This window comes from Enterovirga rhinocerotis (assembly GCF_004363955.1).
In the GTDB taxonomy this organism is placed as follows: Bacteria; Pseudomonadota; Alphaproteobacteria; order Rhizobiales; family Beijerinckiaceae; genus Enterovirga; species Enterovirga rhinocerotis.
The window spans coordinates 836,251-851,015 of record NZ_SNZR01000013.1 but is presented as its reverse complement, the minus strand read 5'-3'; the positions used below and the strand labels follow the sequence as shown (position 1 = coordinate 851,015).

At 64.4% G+C, this 14,765-nt stretch carries 17 protein-coding genes, 2 tRNA genes and 1 pseudogene; 17 read left to right on the top strand and 3 right to left on the bottom strand.

Annotation, left to right across the window (positions count from 1 at the left end):
* Nucleotides 1–26 precede the first annotated feature (26 nt).
* From EV668_RS15730 to EV668_RS15675, 14 genes and pseudogenes are all read left to right on the top strand, one after another.
* On the top strand, nt 27–725 hold the full coding sequence (locus EV668_RS15730; RefSeq protein WP_133771623.1) for a hypothetical protein: 699 nt from the start codon (nt 27–29) through the stop codon (nt 723–725).
* A gap of 57 nt (nt 726–782) precedes the next feature.
* Nucleotides 783–1,355 (top strand): hypothetical protein, encoded by a 573-nt coding sequence (locus tag EV668_RS15725; protein WP_133771621.1) that lies wholly within the window; start codon nt 783–785, stop codon nt 1,353–1,355.
* Nucleotides 1,352–1,633, top strand: a complete 282-nt coding sequence (locus EV668_RS15720; RefSeq protein WP_133771619.1) for a hypothetical protein — start codon at nt 1,352–1,354, stop codon at nt 1,631–1,633. The genes EV668_RS15725 and EV668_RS15720 overlap by 4 nt, the downstream gene beginning before the upstream one ends.
* Nucleotides 1,630–2,118, top strand: coding sequence for a hypothetical protein (locus EV668_RS24845; RefSeq protein ID WP_166652492.1), 489 nt, complete (start codon nt 1,630–1,632; stop codon nt 2,116–2,118). The genes EV668_RS15720 and EV668_RS24845 overlap by 4 nt, the downstream gene beginning before the upstream one ends.
* A complete protein-coding gene (locus EV668_RS15715; RefSeq protein ID WP_166652491.1) occupies nt 2,115–2,714 on the top strand; it encodes an MT-A70 family methyltransferase in 600 nt (199 codons plus the stop codon). Before EV668_RS24845 ends, EV668_RS15715 begins: the two co-directional genes overlap by 4 nt.
* Nucleotides 2,711–3,031 carry a hypothetical protein gene (locus EV668_RS15710; protein WP_133771615.1) on the top strand — a complete coding sequence of 107 codons (321 nt, stop codon included), beginning with the start codon at nt 2,711–2,713 and terminating at the stop codon, nt 3,029–3,031. Before EV668_RS15715 ends, EV668_RS15710 begins: the two co-directional genes overlap by 4 nt.
* Nucleotides 3,028–3,348 (top strand): annotated as a pseudogene (locus EV668_RS25760) (DUF1376 domain-containing protein); the annotation flags it as partial. The gene EV668_RS15710 and the pseudogene EV668_RS25760, both read left to right, overlap by 4 nt.
* 384 nt (nt 3,349–3,732) lie before the next feature.
* On the top strand, nt 3,733–3,960 hold the full coding sequence (locus EV668_RS25380) for a hypothetical protein (protein ID WP_245513215.1): 228 nt from the start codon (nt 3,733–3,735) through the stop codon (nt 3,958–3,960).
* A gap of 205 nt (nt 3,961–4,165) precedes the next feature.
* Nucleotides 4,166–5,731 carry a DnaB-like helicase C-terminal domain-containing protein gene (locus tag EV668_RS15700; RefSeq protein WP_133771611.1) on the top strand — a complete coding sequence of 522 codons (1,566 nt, stop codon included), beginning with the start codon at nt 4,166–4,168 and terminating at the stop codon, nt 5,729–5,731.
* Complete coding sequence (locus EV668_RS15695; protein ID WP_133771609.1) at nt 5,728–6,021, top strand: hypothetical protein; 294 nt, start codon at nt 5,728–5,730, stop codon at nt 6,019–6,021. The genes EV668_RS15700 and EV668_RS15695 overlap by 4 nt, the downstream gene beginning before the upstream one ends.
* Nucleotides 6,018–7,199, top strand: coding sequence for a hypothetical protein (locus EV668_RS15690; protein WP_133771607.1), 1,182 nt, complete (start codon nt 6,018–6,020; stop codon nt 7,197–7,199). Before EV668_RS15695 ends, EV668_RS15690 begins: the two co-directional genes overlap by 4 nt.
* Nucleotides 7,200–7,326: 127 nt before the next feature.
* Nucleotides 7,327–8,811, top strand: coding sequence for an SNIPE associated domain-containing protein (locus EV668_RS15685; protein WP_245513213.1), 1,485 nt, complete (start codon nt 7,327–7,329; stop codon nt 8,809–8,811).
* A 246-nt stretch (nt 8,812–9,057) separates the two neighbouring features.
* A complete protein-coding gene (locus tag EV668_RS15680; RefSeq protein WP_133771605.1) occupies nt 9,058–9,492 on the top strand; it encodes a hypothetical protein in 435 nt (144 codons plus the stop codon).
* The gene (locus tag EV668_RS15675; RefSeq protein ID WP_133771603.1) at nt 9,485–10,165 is read left to right on the top strand and encodes a TIR domain-containing protein; all 681 of its coding nucleotides are present in this window, start codon (nt 9,485–9,487) and stop codon (nt 10,163–10,165) included. The genes EV668_RS15680 and EV668_RS15675 overlap by 8 nt, the downstream gene beginning before the upstream one ends.
* Before the next feature lie 599 nt (nt 10,166–10,764).
* On the opposite strand, the gene EV668_RS15670 is transcribed toward EV668_RS15675, so the two are convergent.
* From EV668_RS15670 to EV668_RS15665, 3 genes are all read right to left on the bottom strand, one after another.
* Nucleotides 10,765–12,282 (bottom strand): hypothetical protein, encoded by a 1,518-nt coding sequence (locus tag EV668_RS15670; RefSeq protein WP_133771601.1) that lies wholly within the window; start codon nt 12,280–12,282, stop codon nt 10,765–10,767.
* A 344-nt stretch (nt 12,283–12,626) separates the two neighbouring features.
* Nucleotides 12,627–12,755, bottom strand: a complete 129-nt coding sequence (locus EV668_RS25605; RefSeq protein WP_280960112.1) for a hypothetical protein — start codon at nt 12,753–12,755, stop codon at nt 12,627–12,629.
* Entirely contained in the window at nt 12,755–13,351 is a 597-nt protein-coding gene (locus EV668_RS15665) for a hypothetical protein (RefSeq protein ID WP_133771599.1), read from the bottom strand. Before EV668_RS15665 ends, EV668_RS25605 begins: the two co-directional genes overlap by 1 nt.
* 684 nt (nt 13,352–14,035) lie before the next feature.
* Here EV668_RS15665 and EV668_RS15660 point away from each other — a divergent pair.
* The 3 genes from EV668_RS15660 (at nt 14,036) to EV668_RS15650 (ending at nt 14,699) form a co-directional block, all read left to right on the top strand.
* Nucleotides 14,036–14,317: an HU family DNA-binding protein gene (locus tag EV668_RS15660; protein WP_166652490.1), complete on the top strand. Its 282-nt coding sequence runs from the start codon at nt 14,036–14,038 to the stop codon at nt 14,315–14,317.
* Between the two features lie 207 nt (nt 14,318–14,524).
* Nucleotides 14,525–14,603 (top strand) — tRNA-Pro (locus EV668_RS15655).
* Nucleotides 14,604–14,624: 21 nt separating this feature from the next.
* Nucleotides 14,625–14,699, top strand: a tRNA-Gln gene (locus EV668_RS15650).
* Nucleotides 14,700–14,765 lie beyond the last annotated feature (66 nt).

Here is a 14,765-nt window from a genome sequence, read left to right as displayed (position 1 = left end):
AACCCTCACCACTGAAGGAGAGCATCATGGCCCGTGGCCGCCCGAAACTGTCCGAGGACGAGAAAGCCCGCCGCAAGGAGGACAAGGCCGCTCAGAAGGCAGCCTACGTCGCCGAGAACGCGCTCGCGAAGATGCCGGCCGATCGCGAGAAGCGCATCGAACTCTTCGACGAGGCGGCGCGGATCAAGACCGAGCAGCAGTCGGCCGCGGGCAGCTATTCCGCCCAGATCAAGCGGATGCACGAGGTCTTCGGCCTGACGAAGGAGGCCATCAAGATCCGCGGCATCCTCGCGAAGTGCCGCGACGGCGTCTACGAAGCGACGGTTCAGCAGGTGCAGATCCTGCTCGAAGACATCAACCGCCCGTTCCAGCTCTCAATGTTCGCGGGCGAGCCCGGCCAGGGCGAGACCGAGGCCCCCGGCGCCGTCTTCGACAACACCACGTCCGGCCAGCGTCAGAAGGACGTCCAGCCTCAGGCCGCCAAGGCCAAGGAGCCGCCGGCTGCACCGAGCGAGCCGAGGGCCGGCCTTCCGCTGGACGAAGCCCAGAAGCGGCTCGAGGAGGCGAAGGCTACGGCCGAGTCCAAGCGGGCCGGCAAGAAGGCGTCCGCTCCTCCGCCGGCGCCGGTCGGCGATGCCGACGAGGAAGACCTTCGACCCCGTCACCTCCGGCAGGCCGATCAGGACCGCGATGCCCTCGACGCGGTCGCCGGCGCGATTCACTGAGCGGAGCGGCGGATCGTGGCCTACGAAGGCGTCATCATCGCCCTGGACCTCGCTTCGGTGAGCGGCATCGCGGAGGGCAAGCCGGGGGAAACCCCTCAGCTCTCCGCAGAGCGCTTCCGTAAGCCCACCGACGAGTACGAGGAGTCGTTCGGTCGCGCGATCGGCTGGATCGCGGAACGTCTCGTCACCGAGCGCTTCATCGGCGGCAAGTTCTACGGCCGGGGCGAGGCGATCGAAGAAGGCATGATCCGCGTCGTGATCGAGGCCCCAATCATGTCGTTCTCCGGCGAGACGACGAACGCGGACGCTCTCCTGATCACCAAGGGGCTTTGGGCCTGCATCGGTGGGTTCGCCCGCCGCAGGGGAGCGATGGTCCGGCGACACGCCGTCACGACCGTCCGCAAGGCATTCATGGGCTTCGGCAGGGCCCCGAAACACTGCCCGAAGGATTACGAGAAGCGCGAGGCGCGGCGCATCTGCCAGGCGCTCGGCTGGAACCCTCCCAACCTTGATGCCGCCGACGCGGCCGCGCTGTGGTGGTTCGCCTGCTCGCAATGGGCTCCCGCGGTGGCCCAGGACGTTCGTCCGCACTGGCTGAATCCCGAACTCGCTCTGCGGGGCGCGGCATGACGGGCCTCCTCGACATTGGTTGCGGCAGGGCCTCTGTCACGAGACCGGACCAGCATCACATCGCGAAAGTCCTGAAGGCGCGGGCCGCCCGGATCTTTGCTCGCGAGGAAATCCGGGACGCCGATCGCCGCGGCCGCAGCATGGGGGACGGTGCCGACGACGGCCGTCTCATGGACGCGACCTGCCACAGCATCGCCGGCGACATCGTCGGCTCCCTTACCGACAACGAGTTCGCGCGGCTCATGGCCCGCGTGCAGAAGCGAAAGGCCGCGGCATGAAACACAGGGATGTTTCGCGGCGAAACCGAATCCTGGACCTCTACGCGGTCACGGACATGCCGCATGACAGGATAGCCGAGTACACGAGCGCCTCCCCGGGCTCGGTCAAGGTTGTGTTGTCGATGGCTCGGGCGGAAAATGATCCTCGCGCCACTCAAGGAGATCGCCGCCGTGGCCGCCCAGAGCGAGAGCGGCCGGCGAAACGCCCGCAGCGGGTCGTTGCACCTGGGATCGAGCTCGACGGAGAACGCAATTACATCCGCGGGCCGGGCGGGACATGGCTTGCAGAGCACGGCCTGATCCAGGTCCTCAAGAGGATCGCATCTGGGTCTGGCGCGGATATGCAGGCGCTGACCGTCGGCGTGATGACGCCTGACCGGCTGGTGACTTGCGAGCCTGAATGGCGCCGCCAGCTGGCTTGTATCGGCATTTCATTCGGCCGCCGGTCCGGGGCTTATTTCTTCGAACTGGCGGAGGCGTCATGAACGCTCAGACCCTCTTCTCGCCGCTCGCGCCCTGGCCTTTCGGAGACCTGCAGCCGCATGCCTTCAACCTGATCGTCGTAGACTTCCCGTGGCGGTTCGATCTCCGGAGTCCGCGCGGCGAGAAGAAGAGTGCGCAGGCACATTACCGGTGCTACCCGCCCGAGGAGATGGCTTGGCGCTTCCCTGTGCAGGAACTCGCCGAGCCGTCGGCGCTGCTCCTTGCCTTCGCGACCGCGCCTCTAATCGATCGCCAGATCGCCGTCGTGCGGCGAATGGGCTTCGTCTTCAAGACCCTCACGTTCTGGCGAAAGGTCTTCCCGAGCGGCAAGCGCGCGGTGGGGCCCGGCTATCGGGTTCGCGGTGAGATCGAGCCCGTCATCATCGCCACGATCGGCGAGCCTCGGCATCAGCCCTTCGATGGCGATATCTCCGGCGTCCGCCGCGAGCACAGTCGGAAGCCCGACGAGTTCTATCGCCATGTCGACGCGCGCTGCCCAGGGCTCCGGCGCCGCGCCGACGTCTTCACCCGCGAGACCCGACCCGGATGGGCTGGCTGGGGCGACGAGGCCACGAAGCTCGATGAGGTGGCGGCATGACCCGGCGCGTCCTCCCTGACCGTCGTCCCGGCCTTCGCTTCGACCTCGAGCATGGCGGCTTCGATCTGAACGTGATGATCGGAATGCCCGAACCCGGCGAGGCCGCCGAGGTCTTCGTCTCGGCGCATCGCAAGATCGGCACCCCATTGATGGCGAGCGTCCGCGACTCCGCGATCCTCGTCAGCCTCCTCCTGCAGCACGGCTGCGACATCGGCACGATCGCCGGGGCCCTCACTCGGGAAGCTGACGGCATGCCCGCCAGCCCGGCTGGAGCCGTCGTCGACGCCATGGTCGCGCAGATCGGGGACCTTGCATGACATCCCGCCCCGCGCCCCTCGTTCCGGCCGACTGCGACCTTCGCGACTTCGCGTTCATGCCGCTCGACGTCGCGCGGCTTCGCGATAGCGATCTCGCGGCGAATGAGACGCCCGAGGCCTGTTGGGCCGCGGTTCTGTTGTGGGCCGCGTCATGGCACCAAGTGCCCGCCGGTTCGATCCCGAATGACGACCGCTGGATCGCGAAGACCGCCGGCTACGCGCACCGTGGCAAAATCGCGAGAGAGTGGAAAGCCGTTCGCGAGGGCGCGCTCCGCAACTGGGTCGAGTGCGACGACGGCCGGCTCTACCATCCGGTAGTCGCCGAAAAGGCGAACGCCGCTTGGGAAGGTCGCATCCGCCAGCGCTGGATGACCGAGTGCGCGCGGATAAAGAAGCACAATCAGCGGCACACGATGTCCCTCGAAATTCCCAGCCTTGAGGATTGGGTGTCTTCGGGTTGTCCCTCGGGACAAGCGCTCCCTGTCCCTGGGGACACAAACAGACGTCCCCAGGACAGTACCGGGGACAAGGCTTCCAAGGGAGAGGGAGAGGGAGAGGGACAGAGAGAAAGAGAATCCCCCCTAGCCCCCCAGGGGGCAAGCCGGGACATGCTCGGGGCTATCGAACCGCGATTACCGGCGAGAGCCAGGGCGAAGCCGAGATCGGCCATCCCTGCGCACTGGCAGCCGACCGAGAAGCTCGTGGCCTGGCTCCGCGAGGAGGCCCGCAAGAGGGGCGTCACGCTGAAGCGCTTGGAAGTCGAGGCCCAGACCGAGGCGATGATCGACCACCACGCCAGCAAGGGGAACGTCTGGGCAGATCACGACGCGGTGTGGCGCCGGTGGATGCGGAACTACCTCGCCGGCTGGGGGCGGGGTCCCATTCCGTCTGGACGGTCATCGCCCTCCGGCGAAGCCTTCCGAGTGTGACCCATGCCGACCGCCCGAGAACTTCTCGATCGCTTCCGGATAGATCTCCGGCGAGAGCAGGCCGGCAACAACTTGGCTCTCTGCCCGCAATGTTCGGCGGGCAGGAAGCCGGCGAACCGCAAAAAGAAGTGTCTGTCGGTAAAAATCGATAGTGAAGGCATCCAGTTTTATTGTCACAACTGCGAATGGCGAGGCGGAGCATTCTATGACGACCGAGGCGGTAAACCCGAAGGTCTTCGAGTTCTTCGAAAAGAGGGGCATCGGACCCGAGACAGTCACTCGTACCGGGATCTACAGCGCTCGTCGTCGTCGCGATGGCGATGATCAGAGCTTCGCAACCGAGCCTGACCCCAATGGCAACATCATCGCCTTCCCGTTCTTCGAACGAGGTGAGGTCGTCGCCGAAAAGTACCGAGCGCCCGGCAAGAAGTTCTACCAGCGGCCGAAGCCCCGCAAGACGTTCTACAACTCGGACATCCTCGACGACCCGGCGCTCGCGGCATCGACTGCGGCGCTCGTCATCACCGAAGGCGAGATGGACGCGCTCTCCGTGATCGAGGCCGGATATCCCTTCGCCGTCTCGGTTCCCGATGGCGCGCCGCCGGCCCGAGACAAAAATGGCCGCCTCATCGCGGTCCCTGAGAACGCCGACGACGTCGACCCCGAGAACGACGACAAGTTCGCCTTCGTGTTCAACAACTGGGACAGGCTCCAGCGGGTGAAGCGGATCGTCATCGCGGTCGACAACGACGAGCCCGGCACGCGCCTCGCCGCCGAGCTGGTTCGCCGCCTCGGCCGAGTCCGGTGCTCGTTCGTCGCCTATCCGGAGGGCTGCAAGGACCTGAACGACGTCCTGCTGCATCACGGGCCCGGCCACGTGATCAACCTCATCAGCCAAGCGAGGCCGTATCCGGTTCGCGGGCTCTACACGCTGTCGGAGTTTCCGCCGGAGCCGGAGCTCCGCCCGGTCTCTACCGGCTGGCCCGAGCTCGACGCTCACGTCCTCGTCTATCACCCGTCCCTCATGGTGATCACCGGCTTCGCCAACGCGGGGAAGACTTCCTTCGCGACGCAGATGGTCGCCCAGCTCGCGAGCCAGCATCGCTGGAACGCCGCCATCGCCTCATTCGAGATGCGCGTGAATCCATTCATCCGGGACGCACTGATCGCCGGCTACCTCCAGCGCCCGCGGCCGTGGAGCAACGAGGAGAAGGCCCGCGGCCGCGCATGGGTCGAGCAGCACTTCACCTTCATCGCGCCCGATCCGGAATCGGACGATGACACGAACCTCGACTGGTTGATCGAGAAGGCCGAGGCGGCCGTCATCCGACATGGCGCCCGCGTGCTCCTGCTCGACCCGTGGAACGAGGTCGACCACGCCCGCAAGGCCGATGAGACCCACACCGAGTACGTCGGCCGAGCCCTACGGCGCCTTAAGACCTTCGCCCGCCGGTTCGACGTCCTCGTCATCATCGTCGCCCATCCTTCGAAGGGCGCCACCTTCAAGAGCGACAAGGACCTGTCTCTCTACGACGTCGCCGATTCCGCGCATTTCGCCAACAAGGCTGACCAGGGTCTGATCCTCGTGAAAGGACGGGAGGAGGGCACCTCGACGATCCTGGTCAAGAAAATCCGCTATCAGCCCGAGACCGGCCGCCCAGGCGAGATCCCGCTGAAGTTCGATCTCAGGACCAGGCTTTTCACCTCGCCGGATCCAGAGATCGGCGGAGACGACGGAGACGACGGCGACGACCTGTGGAGGCGACGATGATCGTCCCTCTCGAACGCCTCAACGCGCTGGCGCTGAAGGAGCGTCTCGAAGAGATCGGCTGGTCTCTGTCGGCCCTCCGGCGCGAGCAGCAGGAGATCGTCGAGGCCATCCGGCAGACGCATCCGGATTTGCCCGCGCCGAACCTGACCGCCGATGCGAAGGCAGCCCGTATCCCGCTCTACGCCCAGCTCGACGACTGCAACGCGCGAATCCACCCCCTGAAGGAGGAAGCCGCCGCGATCCGCCGCGAGCTTGCTCAACGACCCGATGAGGAGCGTGACGCCGCATGAAGACCGCCGTCCCCGAACGTGCCGTGCGTCCGACCGCGCGGGAGAAGCGCGACCCCGCCAAGCCGAAGGCCTGGAAAACCACCGCCCGCCGCAAGCATGACGAGGCCGTCCGGCTCGCCGGCCTCTACACTGCCATGGCGGCCGATCTCGATGTAGAGGCGCGGGCGCTCGCCGAGGCCGGCCAGGACAACGCGAAAGTCGTCGCGGCACTGGCACGGACCCGGAAGGCCGCGAAGAAGTACCTAGGCCAGGCGAACGCACTCTCCGCCCCCGCAGATCGGGCGGATGCCGAGGTGGCCGCCCGCCTCGCCGCGCTGGCGCCGAAGCCGTTTCAGAGCGCTGAAGCGAAGCGGGCCGAAAAGCGCGCGCAAGTTCGGGCCGAGCGCGAGCAGACGGCGCAACGCAACCGCTACAAAGGCCTCGACTACATCCAGACCGACCTCCGCACCGCAGGCGGCGCACGCACCTTCGATGTCCTCGACAACACTCGGATCCAGAAGGGAATCTCGACTGTCCGGCGGAAGCACCATGAGATGACGCATCTCCCGTCGCAGCGGTCGCTGTGGCGCGAGAAGGCGGCCAAGGCCTTCGACGATCTATACCATGCCTCGCGGTCCGAGCACGGCTTGAAGAGCCCGGACATCGGCATGAAGGTCGATCACTCGGCCTCGACGGGGCGCGCCTACGATCGCGCCGTGAGCAGCATGGCGTATTCGAAGTTGGAGCGCGAGCTCCCCGATTGCGTCGTCAGGCTCCTCGAGGCGGTCATCATCGAGGACAAGCGCTTCGACTTCATCGGACGGGAGATCGGCTGCACTGAAGGACAGGCCGGACGGTACTTCGCCGCCGCCCTCGACGACGTCTGCGACATACTTGGGATCAAGCGGCCCAGGAAGGCGAAGGGCAAGCCGGTATTCTACAAAGGCCAGCGCGTGAAATGCGTCGATCCCCAAGCTGCCTCAGCCACCCCCCCGCTAGTGAAGGGCGCGTTCTACTCGGTTGTGAAGGTGGTCGATATGCCGACCCGAGATGGAGGCTGCGTGCAGGGTCTAGTTCTCGCCGGGGTGGAGTTGAGCCCAGGCATTCCCGGCCTGCTCGCGCGTCGGTTTGTCAGCCGGTCGATCGCTGACGTCGAGCATGACGAACGCGCTCTCGGCCACTATCCCACCATTCGCTGAAAGCGCGACGGCGGCAGCACCGAACTCACGAAAACGGAGAAGGCCGCCTGATAGCGGCAGATTTACCCAAGGCTGCGATTGACAGCTCCGCTTTACCGAACTGACTGTGCACGTGCGGGAGGGTGCCTTGGAGAGTCTGGTCATAATCGCTATCGCGGGGGCGGCATCTTTGATCTGCGCGTGCGTGGCGCTCGTGCTGTTCCTGATCCACGTCCGTCGGAAGCTTGCGGAGGAGCGACAGCTCAGGGCATTCGAAGCCGCTCTGCACAGCCGAGAGCTCGACGAGCAACGCGCTACTTCAGCATCCGATCTGGATACCCAGAAGTCAGATCTGCTGAAGGCACTTGCAGAGGTTGAGCGAAGAAATGTCGAATTGGAGGAAAAACTTGAACCGATCTATTCCATTGAGGATGAGCTTGCCAATCTGCGATCAGAGATAATTACGCGCCTCAAGCAGATCGAATCGCTGAAGAGCGCATACTCTGAGAAGAAGACAACGTTCGACAGCTTGGTTGCCGAGGTCGCCATTTATGACGAGCGACTCGCGTTCGCTGAGCTTGGTGTCTACGAGCCGCATTTTGAATTCGAGGACAGCGAAGCGTACAAGAAAGAGGTGTCCGTTGCGCGCGCCCATCAGAAAATGATGGCGAACGAGAAGACCGCCGTCGTTTCCAAAGCGAAGATTTATGTCGACGGCAGCTTGGCGAAGGGCCAAACACTCATAAACCGGACGATCCGCCTTACACTGCGAGCGTTCAACGGCGAGGCCGACGCTGCAGTGGCAAATGTGCGATGGAACAACGTGAATGCAATGGAGAGCCGAATTCTGGCCGCCAAGAACAAGATCGACATAATGAACGAGTCGCAACAGGTGGTGATCAGCCGAGAGTACGCGGAACTGAAACTACGTGAGCTATACTTGACGCACGAAATGCGGGAGAAGCAAAGAGCTGAGCGTGAGGAACGCGCAGAGCAGGCCCGCCTAGCACGTGAAGAGCAGAAGCTGCTTCGCGACCTAGAGGCCGCCGAGGAGGAAGAGGCGAGATACCAGCGCCTTCTCGACAAGGCCAAGGCGGAAGCGAACAGCATCGCTGGCCCTCACCTTGCGGCGTTCAACGAGCAGATCGCAATCTTGGAACGAGACCTTGCCGCCGCGCATTCCAAACTGGCTCGCGCGCAGGCGATGGCGGAGAAGACTCGGTCTGGATGGGTCTATGTGATTTCCAACGTGGGATCATTCGGCGACGGCGTTGTGAAGATTGGTCTCACGCGGCGACTTGATCCGCTAGACCGGGTGCGAGAACTCGGGGATGCGAGCGTGCCGTTCATTTTCGACACCCACGCTATGATCTATAGCGACGACGCGCCAACCCTCGAGAGGGCGCTCCATGCCGAGTTCGATGCGACGCGCATCAATGCGATGAACTATCGAAAGGAGTTCTTCCGCGCCAGCATCGATGAGGTCGAGGCTGCTCTCAAGCGCCTAGCGCCCAGCGCCACTTTTCATCGAGATGTCGAAGCACAGGACTACCGCGAGACCCAGGCGAGAAGGAGTGCTCTGCTGGCTTCGATCGACGCCAGCGCGTCAACTCAGTTTCCCGATTCGCTATGAAGGCCTCTCAGTTCACAGCATAGGTCGCCTTCGGATCCTACGCCCATGCACCCGCGACGATCTCTCGACGGGCGAGGCATTCCATCGAGCGCGACGGTCTTGGGTACGCGCTTGCCGCCATCCGTGGCCAGGACCAGCATTAGGGGCTCTCCCGATTTAAGTTCGCATTTTGTTCTCATGAAATGAATGTGGGAGTCAACGATACAGCCTCTTGAGTTCGGCGGTCGACGGTGGTCCCATCGGGCAATGGGCATTTCCGAAGACAAGATCGCCGATCTGCGCGTGAAGCGGCTCGAACTGCTTACCGGAAGCATCGCGCGCATGGCGTCGTATAGCGCCAGCTTGAAGACCTTCTGCATGACCGTTCTCACGGCGGTCGTTGGCGCCGCGCTCACCCTCAAGGCGCCGTTGGTGCTCCTCGTCGGCTTCCTCCCGATCCTGGGGTTCGCGCTCCTCGACGCGCAGTACCTGCGGATGGAGAAGCGTTTCCGCGGCCTCTATCGATCGGCCGCTTCGGAACCATGGTCGGCGGTGCCCGACTTCACTATCGACCCTTCGAAGGGCGAGCCTATCGGGTTCTGGCGGACTTGCTGCAGCTGGTCGATTCTGAATTTCTACGGCTGCATAGCTCTGTTGCTGGCGCTGTTCTTTATCGTGGCGAGGAGGCAGTTCTGTGGGTAGGCCGTTCGGCGGCAATCCGCTGATCTACGGCGGCATGAGTGGTCTAGGAATCTTAAAGAACCGAAGGGTGTTCTTCTCGTTCCATTACGCCGACATCATGCGCGTCAACAATGTTCGCATGTGTCAAGAATTCAGCGGCACCATACTAGGCGGCGGAGGCCGGGGGATCGAGTTTTACGACGCGTCCTTGTGGGAGAAGAAGAAGCTGGAAGGCGAGGAGGCCCTTCGCCAAATGATCCGGCAAGGGGTGAAGAACACCTCGGTCGTCTGCGTACTGGCAGGATCGATGACATGGGAGCGGCCATGGGTGCGATATGAGATCGCGCGCAGCGTCATAAACAATAAGGGGCTGCTCGTGGTTCACATCAATGGGATCAATCACCACGCTCGCAGGAGCCCCGACGGAAATGGACCAAACCCGCTCTGGTATATGGGTATTTATGAAGCGGGCGGTCGCTTCTATCTCTGCGAGAGAGAAGGCGTAGCCGGAAACTGGGTTCAATATGCGCGGCACCGAGATCCTGTCAGTGTGCCGCGCTACATCCGGGCGCCGGGTCGGGGCCAGATCATGGAGCTTAGCAGCTTCGCAATGGAGTACGACTGGAGGAACGCGGGCGCGGCGAACATCGGCCGCTGGATTGATGCGGCCGCACAACAGGCCGGACGCAGATAGCGCCCCTACACGACCCCTTCACCTTCAATCACCACTATAGGACGGTTATGGCAGACCGCCCCGTTACGATTATCACCTGCCTTCGGTGTGGCCATACGGCGACGCGGGAGGTGCACCCCGACGATCCGCCGCTCGTCCGGCTGACGAAGCGGCTCGTGTGCAGCGTGTGTGGGTCACGGGCAGTGCAGGCCAAGCGAGGCTCAGCGCCCGGGGGATCTACGAACCCTCGATCTCGGCCCAGGATTCAATCATCTTAACCGCGTCTGCTGCCTGGGTGCCGGGCAGGTCTAGAGCTTCGAAGTAGCGAGACAATATCGCCCCGCCGCAAGAGCTGGCGACTGAGGCCTCGCCGATAGCGTTGTCGGTGGCGCTGCGAAAGAGCTGTCGCGATGCCCGATTGAGTTCCGTGGCGGCTTGCTTCCTCATATCCGGATGCCAGGTTCGCACCGGGCCGTTACCGCTCGTGAGATCCCCAAGTGCGCCATGGAAAGCAGTCGATGCGAAGTGTCGCAGGGGCGGCGGGAACCTGGACACGCGCTGTATGGCGTCGTCAACTTCCTTGAGCAAGACGTCCCCTCTCGCCTCTGCCCACCGCTGCTTCAGTCTTCCGAACACTGCGCCCTCCCGCGATCGATCTCACCACTACACCACGCCCCTACAGGACGGTCTATCCAAGGCGGCCAGCCCTGATAGAGTGCGAGGCCATGAGCGCCCTCGATCCCTCGGTCATCGTCCGCGACGCGCAGGAAGCGGCGGCGCTCGCCATCCGCCAGCGCGGCACGATCCGGCTGGTCTTCAATCCTCTCCCTGACGGCCGCACCGTCGCGACGAGCCCGGACGCGGATTGGCTGCTCGAGGTCGCATGGAGTCGGGAGTCCGCGAAGCTGAAGGCGATGACGGCGATCCTGCGGGTCTCCGGATGGTGCGGAGAGCATGCCCGCTGGCAGCGAGAGGCCTGAGGCGGCCGTATGCAGCCCGGAGCGCCAAAGGTCCGGCTCGTCCACGCCCAGGAAGGCGACCAGCACGTCTACACCTGCCCGAGCATCCCCAACCTGCACGTCTCTCGCGAAACCCAGCCCAAGGCGCGCCAGGCCGCGCGCGACTGGATCGCTCGGCATTCGGATCGCATCGGCGAGGCCCGACCGACGATCGTTTGGTCCGCCTGATCCTGACACGACCGTACAGGACCCTCCGGCCTCGCCAAGGCGCCGGACGCCTTCAGACGCCCGTACAGGGCTATCGGGGCCTTCCCGGCACTCCGCGTCGTCGAGCGCGGCCGCTGCGGCTTCGCCCGTTATGGGAATCCCCATATCGGCCACGCATGCCTCTCCGGACGTTGCTGGCGGGCATACGGGGTCGCGGACGAGCATCGGGGCCGAGACGAGCGAGCCGTCGTCCTCCGCTTTCTCAATCGTTCCGCGAGGAGCCGCATCCGAGGCATCGCCCGCCGCTACAGAGCCATTTCGATTCTCCCGCCCAACCTGTAGGGCCGGCGCGGGCTCATCCGATGCCGCTACAGGACCGGGCCCCGCCTCGAGTTCGACCAGGCGCGCCGCGGCGAGATCACGAAGGCGGCCGGCGGGCTCCCGCCGCAGGACATCCCGCAGCAATGCGGGATCCGCCTTCATCACGGCGGCTTCCATGGGATCCCGCCCGCGGGCGCTCGACTTCACAGGACGGGCGGCCTCCGATTCCGCTATACGACCCCCGCCCGCCGCGAGCGCCGCTTCCTGGGCGCGCCGCTCCGCCATGGCCGCCTCATACTGCGCCATCACCTGTGCATCGGTCCGCCGTGCCCGGTCCGCCTTCGCCTGGGCTTGCAGCGCCGCGTCATGCTGGCGACGAATCGCCTTCGTCAGGTCATCGCCCGAATGCCAGGTGCCGCTAGCGCACGGGCACCGATGCGGAGGCGCCTCACGCTGCAGCTCGCGCCGCTGCAGTTCGCGAATCGCCGCGCCGACGGCCTCGCCATGCGCGCGCCGCTGCTCCCGTGTCGGATCGGCAACCCGCCGGCCCTTTGCCACCGTCGCGTTGAGAGCGGGATAGATCGGGCCGAACGCGTCCACCGGCTCGCGCGGCGCCGTCGCAGATGCTTCCACGGAATCGACATAGGCCATGGTCGTGGTCCTTCGTTCGGGCGCGCTCGCCCGTTGGCCATCGCGGGACGCGCGGCCTTCATCGTCTCGGGATTGTCGGAATCAGCCGGCTATCGGCCGGCCCGCATGAAGCGGCTGGAAGGCGCCGGGCTGGCGCCCTCGGGTCGCGTCAGGCTGAGGCGGTTGCCCCTTCGAGCATCAGCCGAGCAGTGCGAATCGCACCATCGCGCGACCGATGCGAGACCCGGCACCACTTGCCGATTGCGAGATGCGTCCAGCCATCCGCATCGTTCCCGATCCGCACGCGCTTGCCCGCGATCCGGAACGGTGCCCAACGCCAGTTCGAAACATCGTGGTCCATAGCCTCACCCTCCCATGAGCGTGGCGAAGCCGATCATGAAGGCTCCACCGTAGACGAGGACGAAAGCGGCGAGCACGTCGCCGAGCGGGAAGCGAGGGCCGGCGCAATCCGGCCCATGGAGAGCGGCGGGCATCACGCGGCGGCCTCCGCGGAGGCATAGTCGGTCGCCTGGACGATAGCGCGGATGCACCCGTCCATGCCGATCGCCTGCCCGGTCGTGGTGCGAGCCCAAATGCAGAGGCCAGCGAAGTCGCGGTCGACTTTCTCGCCTTGCTCCTCCAGCTTGCCGGCGAGCCATTCGGTCACGGACCAGTGCTCGAACACCTCGCTTTCGTAGGCATCGAGGCCAAACTCTTCGCAGAGGTCCTCCCATCCGCAGGCGTCGCCCGGGCTGGCCGTAGCGACGGCGTCTTCCGGATGGTCAACGGTGCTCGCAAGCGACATGTTTTCGAAGTCGCCGCCTATGACGCTCCATCCGGCGTTGCGCGCCGCCTCTTCGTAGTCAGCGATGGGTGAGGCGAGTTCCGCTGCCTGTTCGGCGAGGGCAGAAAGCTCCCGGCGGACAGGCCCGCCATCGGGATTGATGAAGCCGAAGCCCTGCGCAAGCGTGGCCACGAGGCTCGACATGCAGACGAGCACTTCACGTTGGACGAGCACGTCCGCCTGACGCTGCATCTTGCGTTCTGCATCCTCACGCGTCGTGGTAGTGGTGATCTCAGCCTTGGTCATGATGGTCGCTCCATCGTGTCTAGGTCAGGCTCGGGATCGGCGTTGGCGCGCCGCCCCGAGCCGCTTGCCGCAATGCGTGCGGCCCGCTATATTCTCCGGAGTGATGGTGGCCGGGGTTGCAGCCCGACCACCACGCCGCGCTAAGCGGCTAGGTCATCCAAGGTAGCCAGGTCAGGACCGCTCGGAGCGTAACACTCCAGCGGTCCTTTCCTTTCTTGGTGACCCGCAACGTGACCATGACCATGGCCATCACTCCGGGTTGGGCCGTATCCGACCGCGTACGGCGGTCACGGGGTCCGCTGGTCAAGCGCACCGTGTGAAGCTCCTCAGAGCATCAAGGCGCTGCGCTCGCCTCCCTTCGTCCTCTCCCCTCCGATCCTCCCCAAGGCGCCCGCCCCATCGCCGCGCCTCATGACGGCTATATGTGTCCGCCAATGCAGAGTCGTCAATAGAAAAACGAAAGCAAAAGCAAAAAAGAAAAGGGGGAGGGGGAGGCAAAAGTCTAGGAGATCAGGGGGCTAGCGACCGCATCGGGGGCCATTTGCAGAATTTTTCTCGGCCTATACCAAATTCAATCAGACAGGTTGTTGTACAAGAACAGCGCGTAGGGATTGACGGGGCTCGCCAGGATGGTCAAATCGCGATACTCGGCCCGGATAAATGAGGGCTCAGTTGGAGGTCGAGATGACGTTTCCGGAGCTTGTTGAGGCGGTGCGGCGGGAGACGTGCTGGCCGCGGACTAAGGTCGAGCGCGTGCTGCGGGCCGGCTTCCGACAGATCCAGGCCGGGATCAGTCGCGATGGCGAGGTGTGTATTTTTGGCTTCGGGAAATTCGCGATTAAAGAAATGCCGGATCGCGATGCTTTGGACTTTCGCACCGGCGAACGCATTCGAGCGTCGGGCAAGCGCAAGGTCCGCTTCACGCCCTTCGGACGTACTGCGAGGGCGGCTCGAAACCGGCGTTGAACACTTTGTCGCGGATTTTGCCGTGCGGCTTCTCGATAATGAGAAATGATCGATGTAGCCGTCTATGATAAACAGCGCTTATCAACGTTGACGCCTGCGATTGAGCGGATATGAAAGGCGCACATCTGATTTCTGCGCTTGGGGCGCCGCGACAATCGACAGGAGGCCGGCATGAAGGAACGTGAAGGCCTCCCATACCCAGCCCTTCGGGGCGTGGGGAAGTCAGGTCGTTCCCGCCTCTCTCGGACAGAGGAGCCCGCCGGTTCGAATCCGGCCGGCCCGACCACTCAACAGCAGCGCTGATCCCTCGGGATTGGTGCAATAGGCAGCACGCCGGATTTTGGCTCCGGAGATGCGGGTTCGAAGCCAGCATCCCGATCCAGTTTATCGCAGGTGGGAGGTGGCGGTCATCTCGTCTGGCTCATAACCAGAACCAAGCCCGTTCAAC

What these genes read in the sequence shown, in the direction of transcription:
- EV668_RS15680 (WP_133771605.1), top strand. Translation starts at nt 9,058, where the DNA reads ATGGGCATTTCCGAAGACAAGATCGCCGATCTGCGCGTGAAGCGGCTC.
- EV668_RS15690 (WP_133771607.1), top strand. Translation starts at nt 6,018, where the DNA reads ATGAAGACCGCCGTCCCCGAACGTGCCGTGCGTCCGACCGCGCGGGAG.
- EV668_RS24845 (WP_166652492.1), top strand. Translation starts at nt 1,630, where the DNA reads ATGAAACACAGGGATGTTTCGCGGCGAAACCGAATCCTGGACCTCTAC.
- EV668_RS15720 (WP_133771619.1), top strand. Translation starts at nt 1,352, where the DNA reads ATGACGGGCCTCCTCGACATTGGTTGCGGCAGGGCCTCTGTCACGAGA.
- EV668_RS25605 (WP_280960112.1), bottom strand. Translation starts at nt 12,755, where the DNA reads ATGCCCGCCGCTCTCCATGGGCCGGATTGCGCCGGCCCTCGCTTCCCG.
- EV668_RS15665 (WP_133771599.1), bottom strand. Translation starts at nt 13,351, where the DNA reads ATGACCAAGGCTGAGATCACCACTACCACGACGCGTGAGGATGCAGAA.
- EV668_RS15730 (WP_133771623.1), top strand. Translation starts at nt 27, where the DNA reads ATGGCCCGTGGCCGCCCGAAACTGTCCGAGGACGAGAAAGCCCGCCGC.
- EV668_RS15660 (WP_166652490.1), top strand. Translation starts at nt 14,036, where the DNA reads ATGACGTTTCCGGAGCTTGTTGAGGCGGTGCGGCGGGAGACGTGCTGG.
- EV668_RS15700 (WP_133771611.1), top strand. Translation starts at nt 4,166, where the DNA reads ATGACGACCGAGGCGGTAAACCCGAAGGTCTTCGAGTTCTTCGAAAAG.
- EV668_RS15710 (WP_133771615.1), top strand. Translation starts at nt 2,711, where the DNA reads ATGACCCGGCGCGTCCTCCCTGACCGTCGTCCCGGCCTTCGCTTCGAC.
- EV668_RS15695 (WP_133771609.1), top strand. Translation starts at nt 5,728, where the DNA reads ATGATCGTCCCTCTCGAACGCCTCAACGCGCTGGCGCTGAAGGAGCGT.
- EV668_RS15670 (WP_133771601.1), bottom strand. Translation starts at nt 12,282, where the DNA reads ATGGCCTATGTCGATTCCGTGGAAGCATCTGCGACGGCGCCGCGCGAG.
- EV668_RS15715 (WP_166652491.1), top strand. Translation starts at nt 2,115, where the DNA reads ATGAACGCTCAGACCCTCTTCTCGCCGCTCGCGCCCTGGCCTTTCGGA.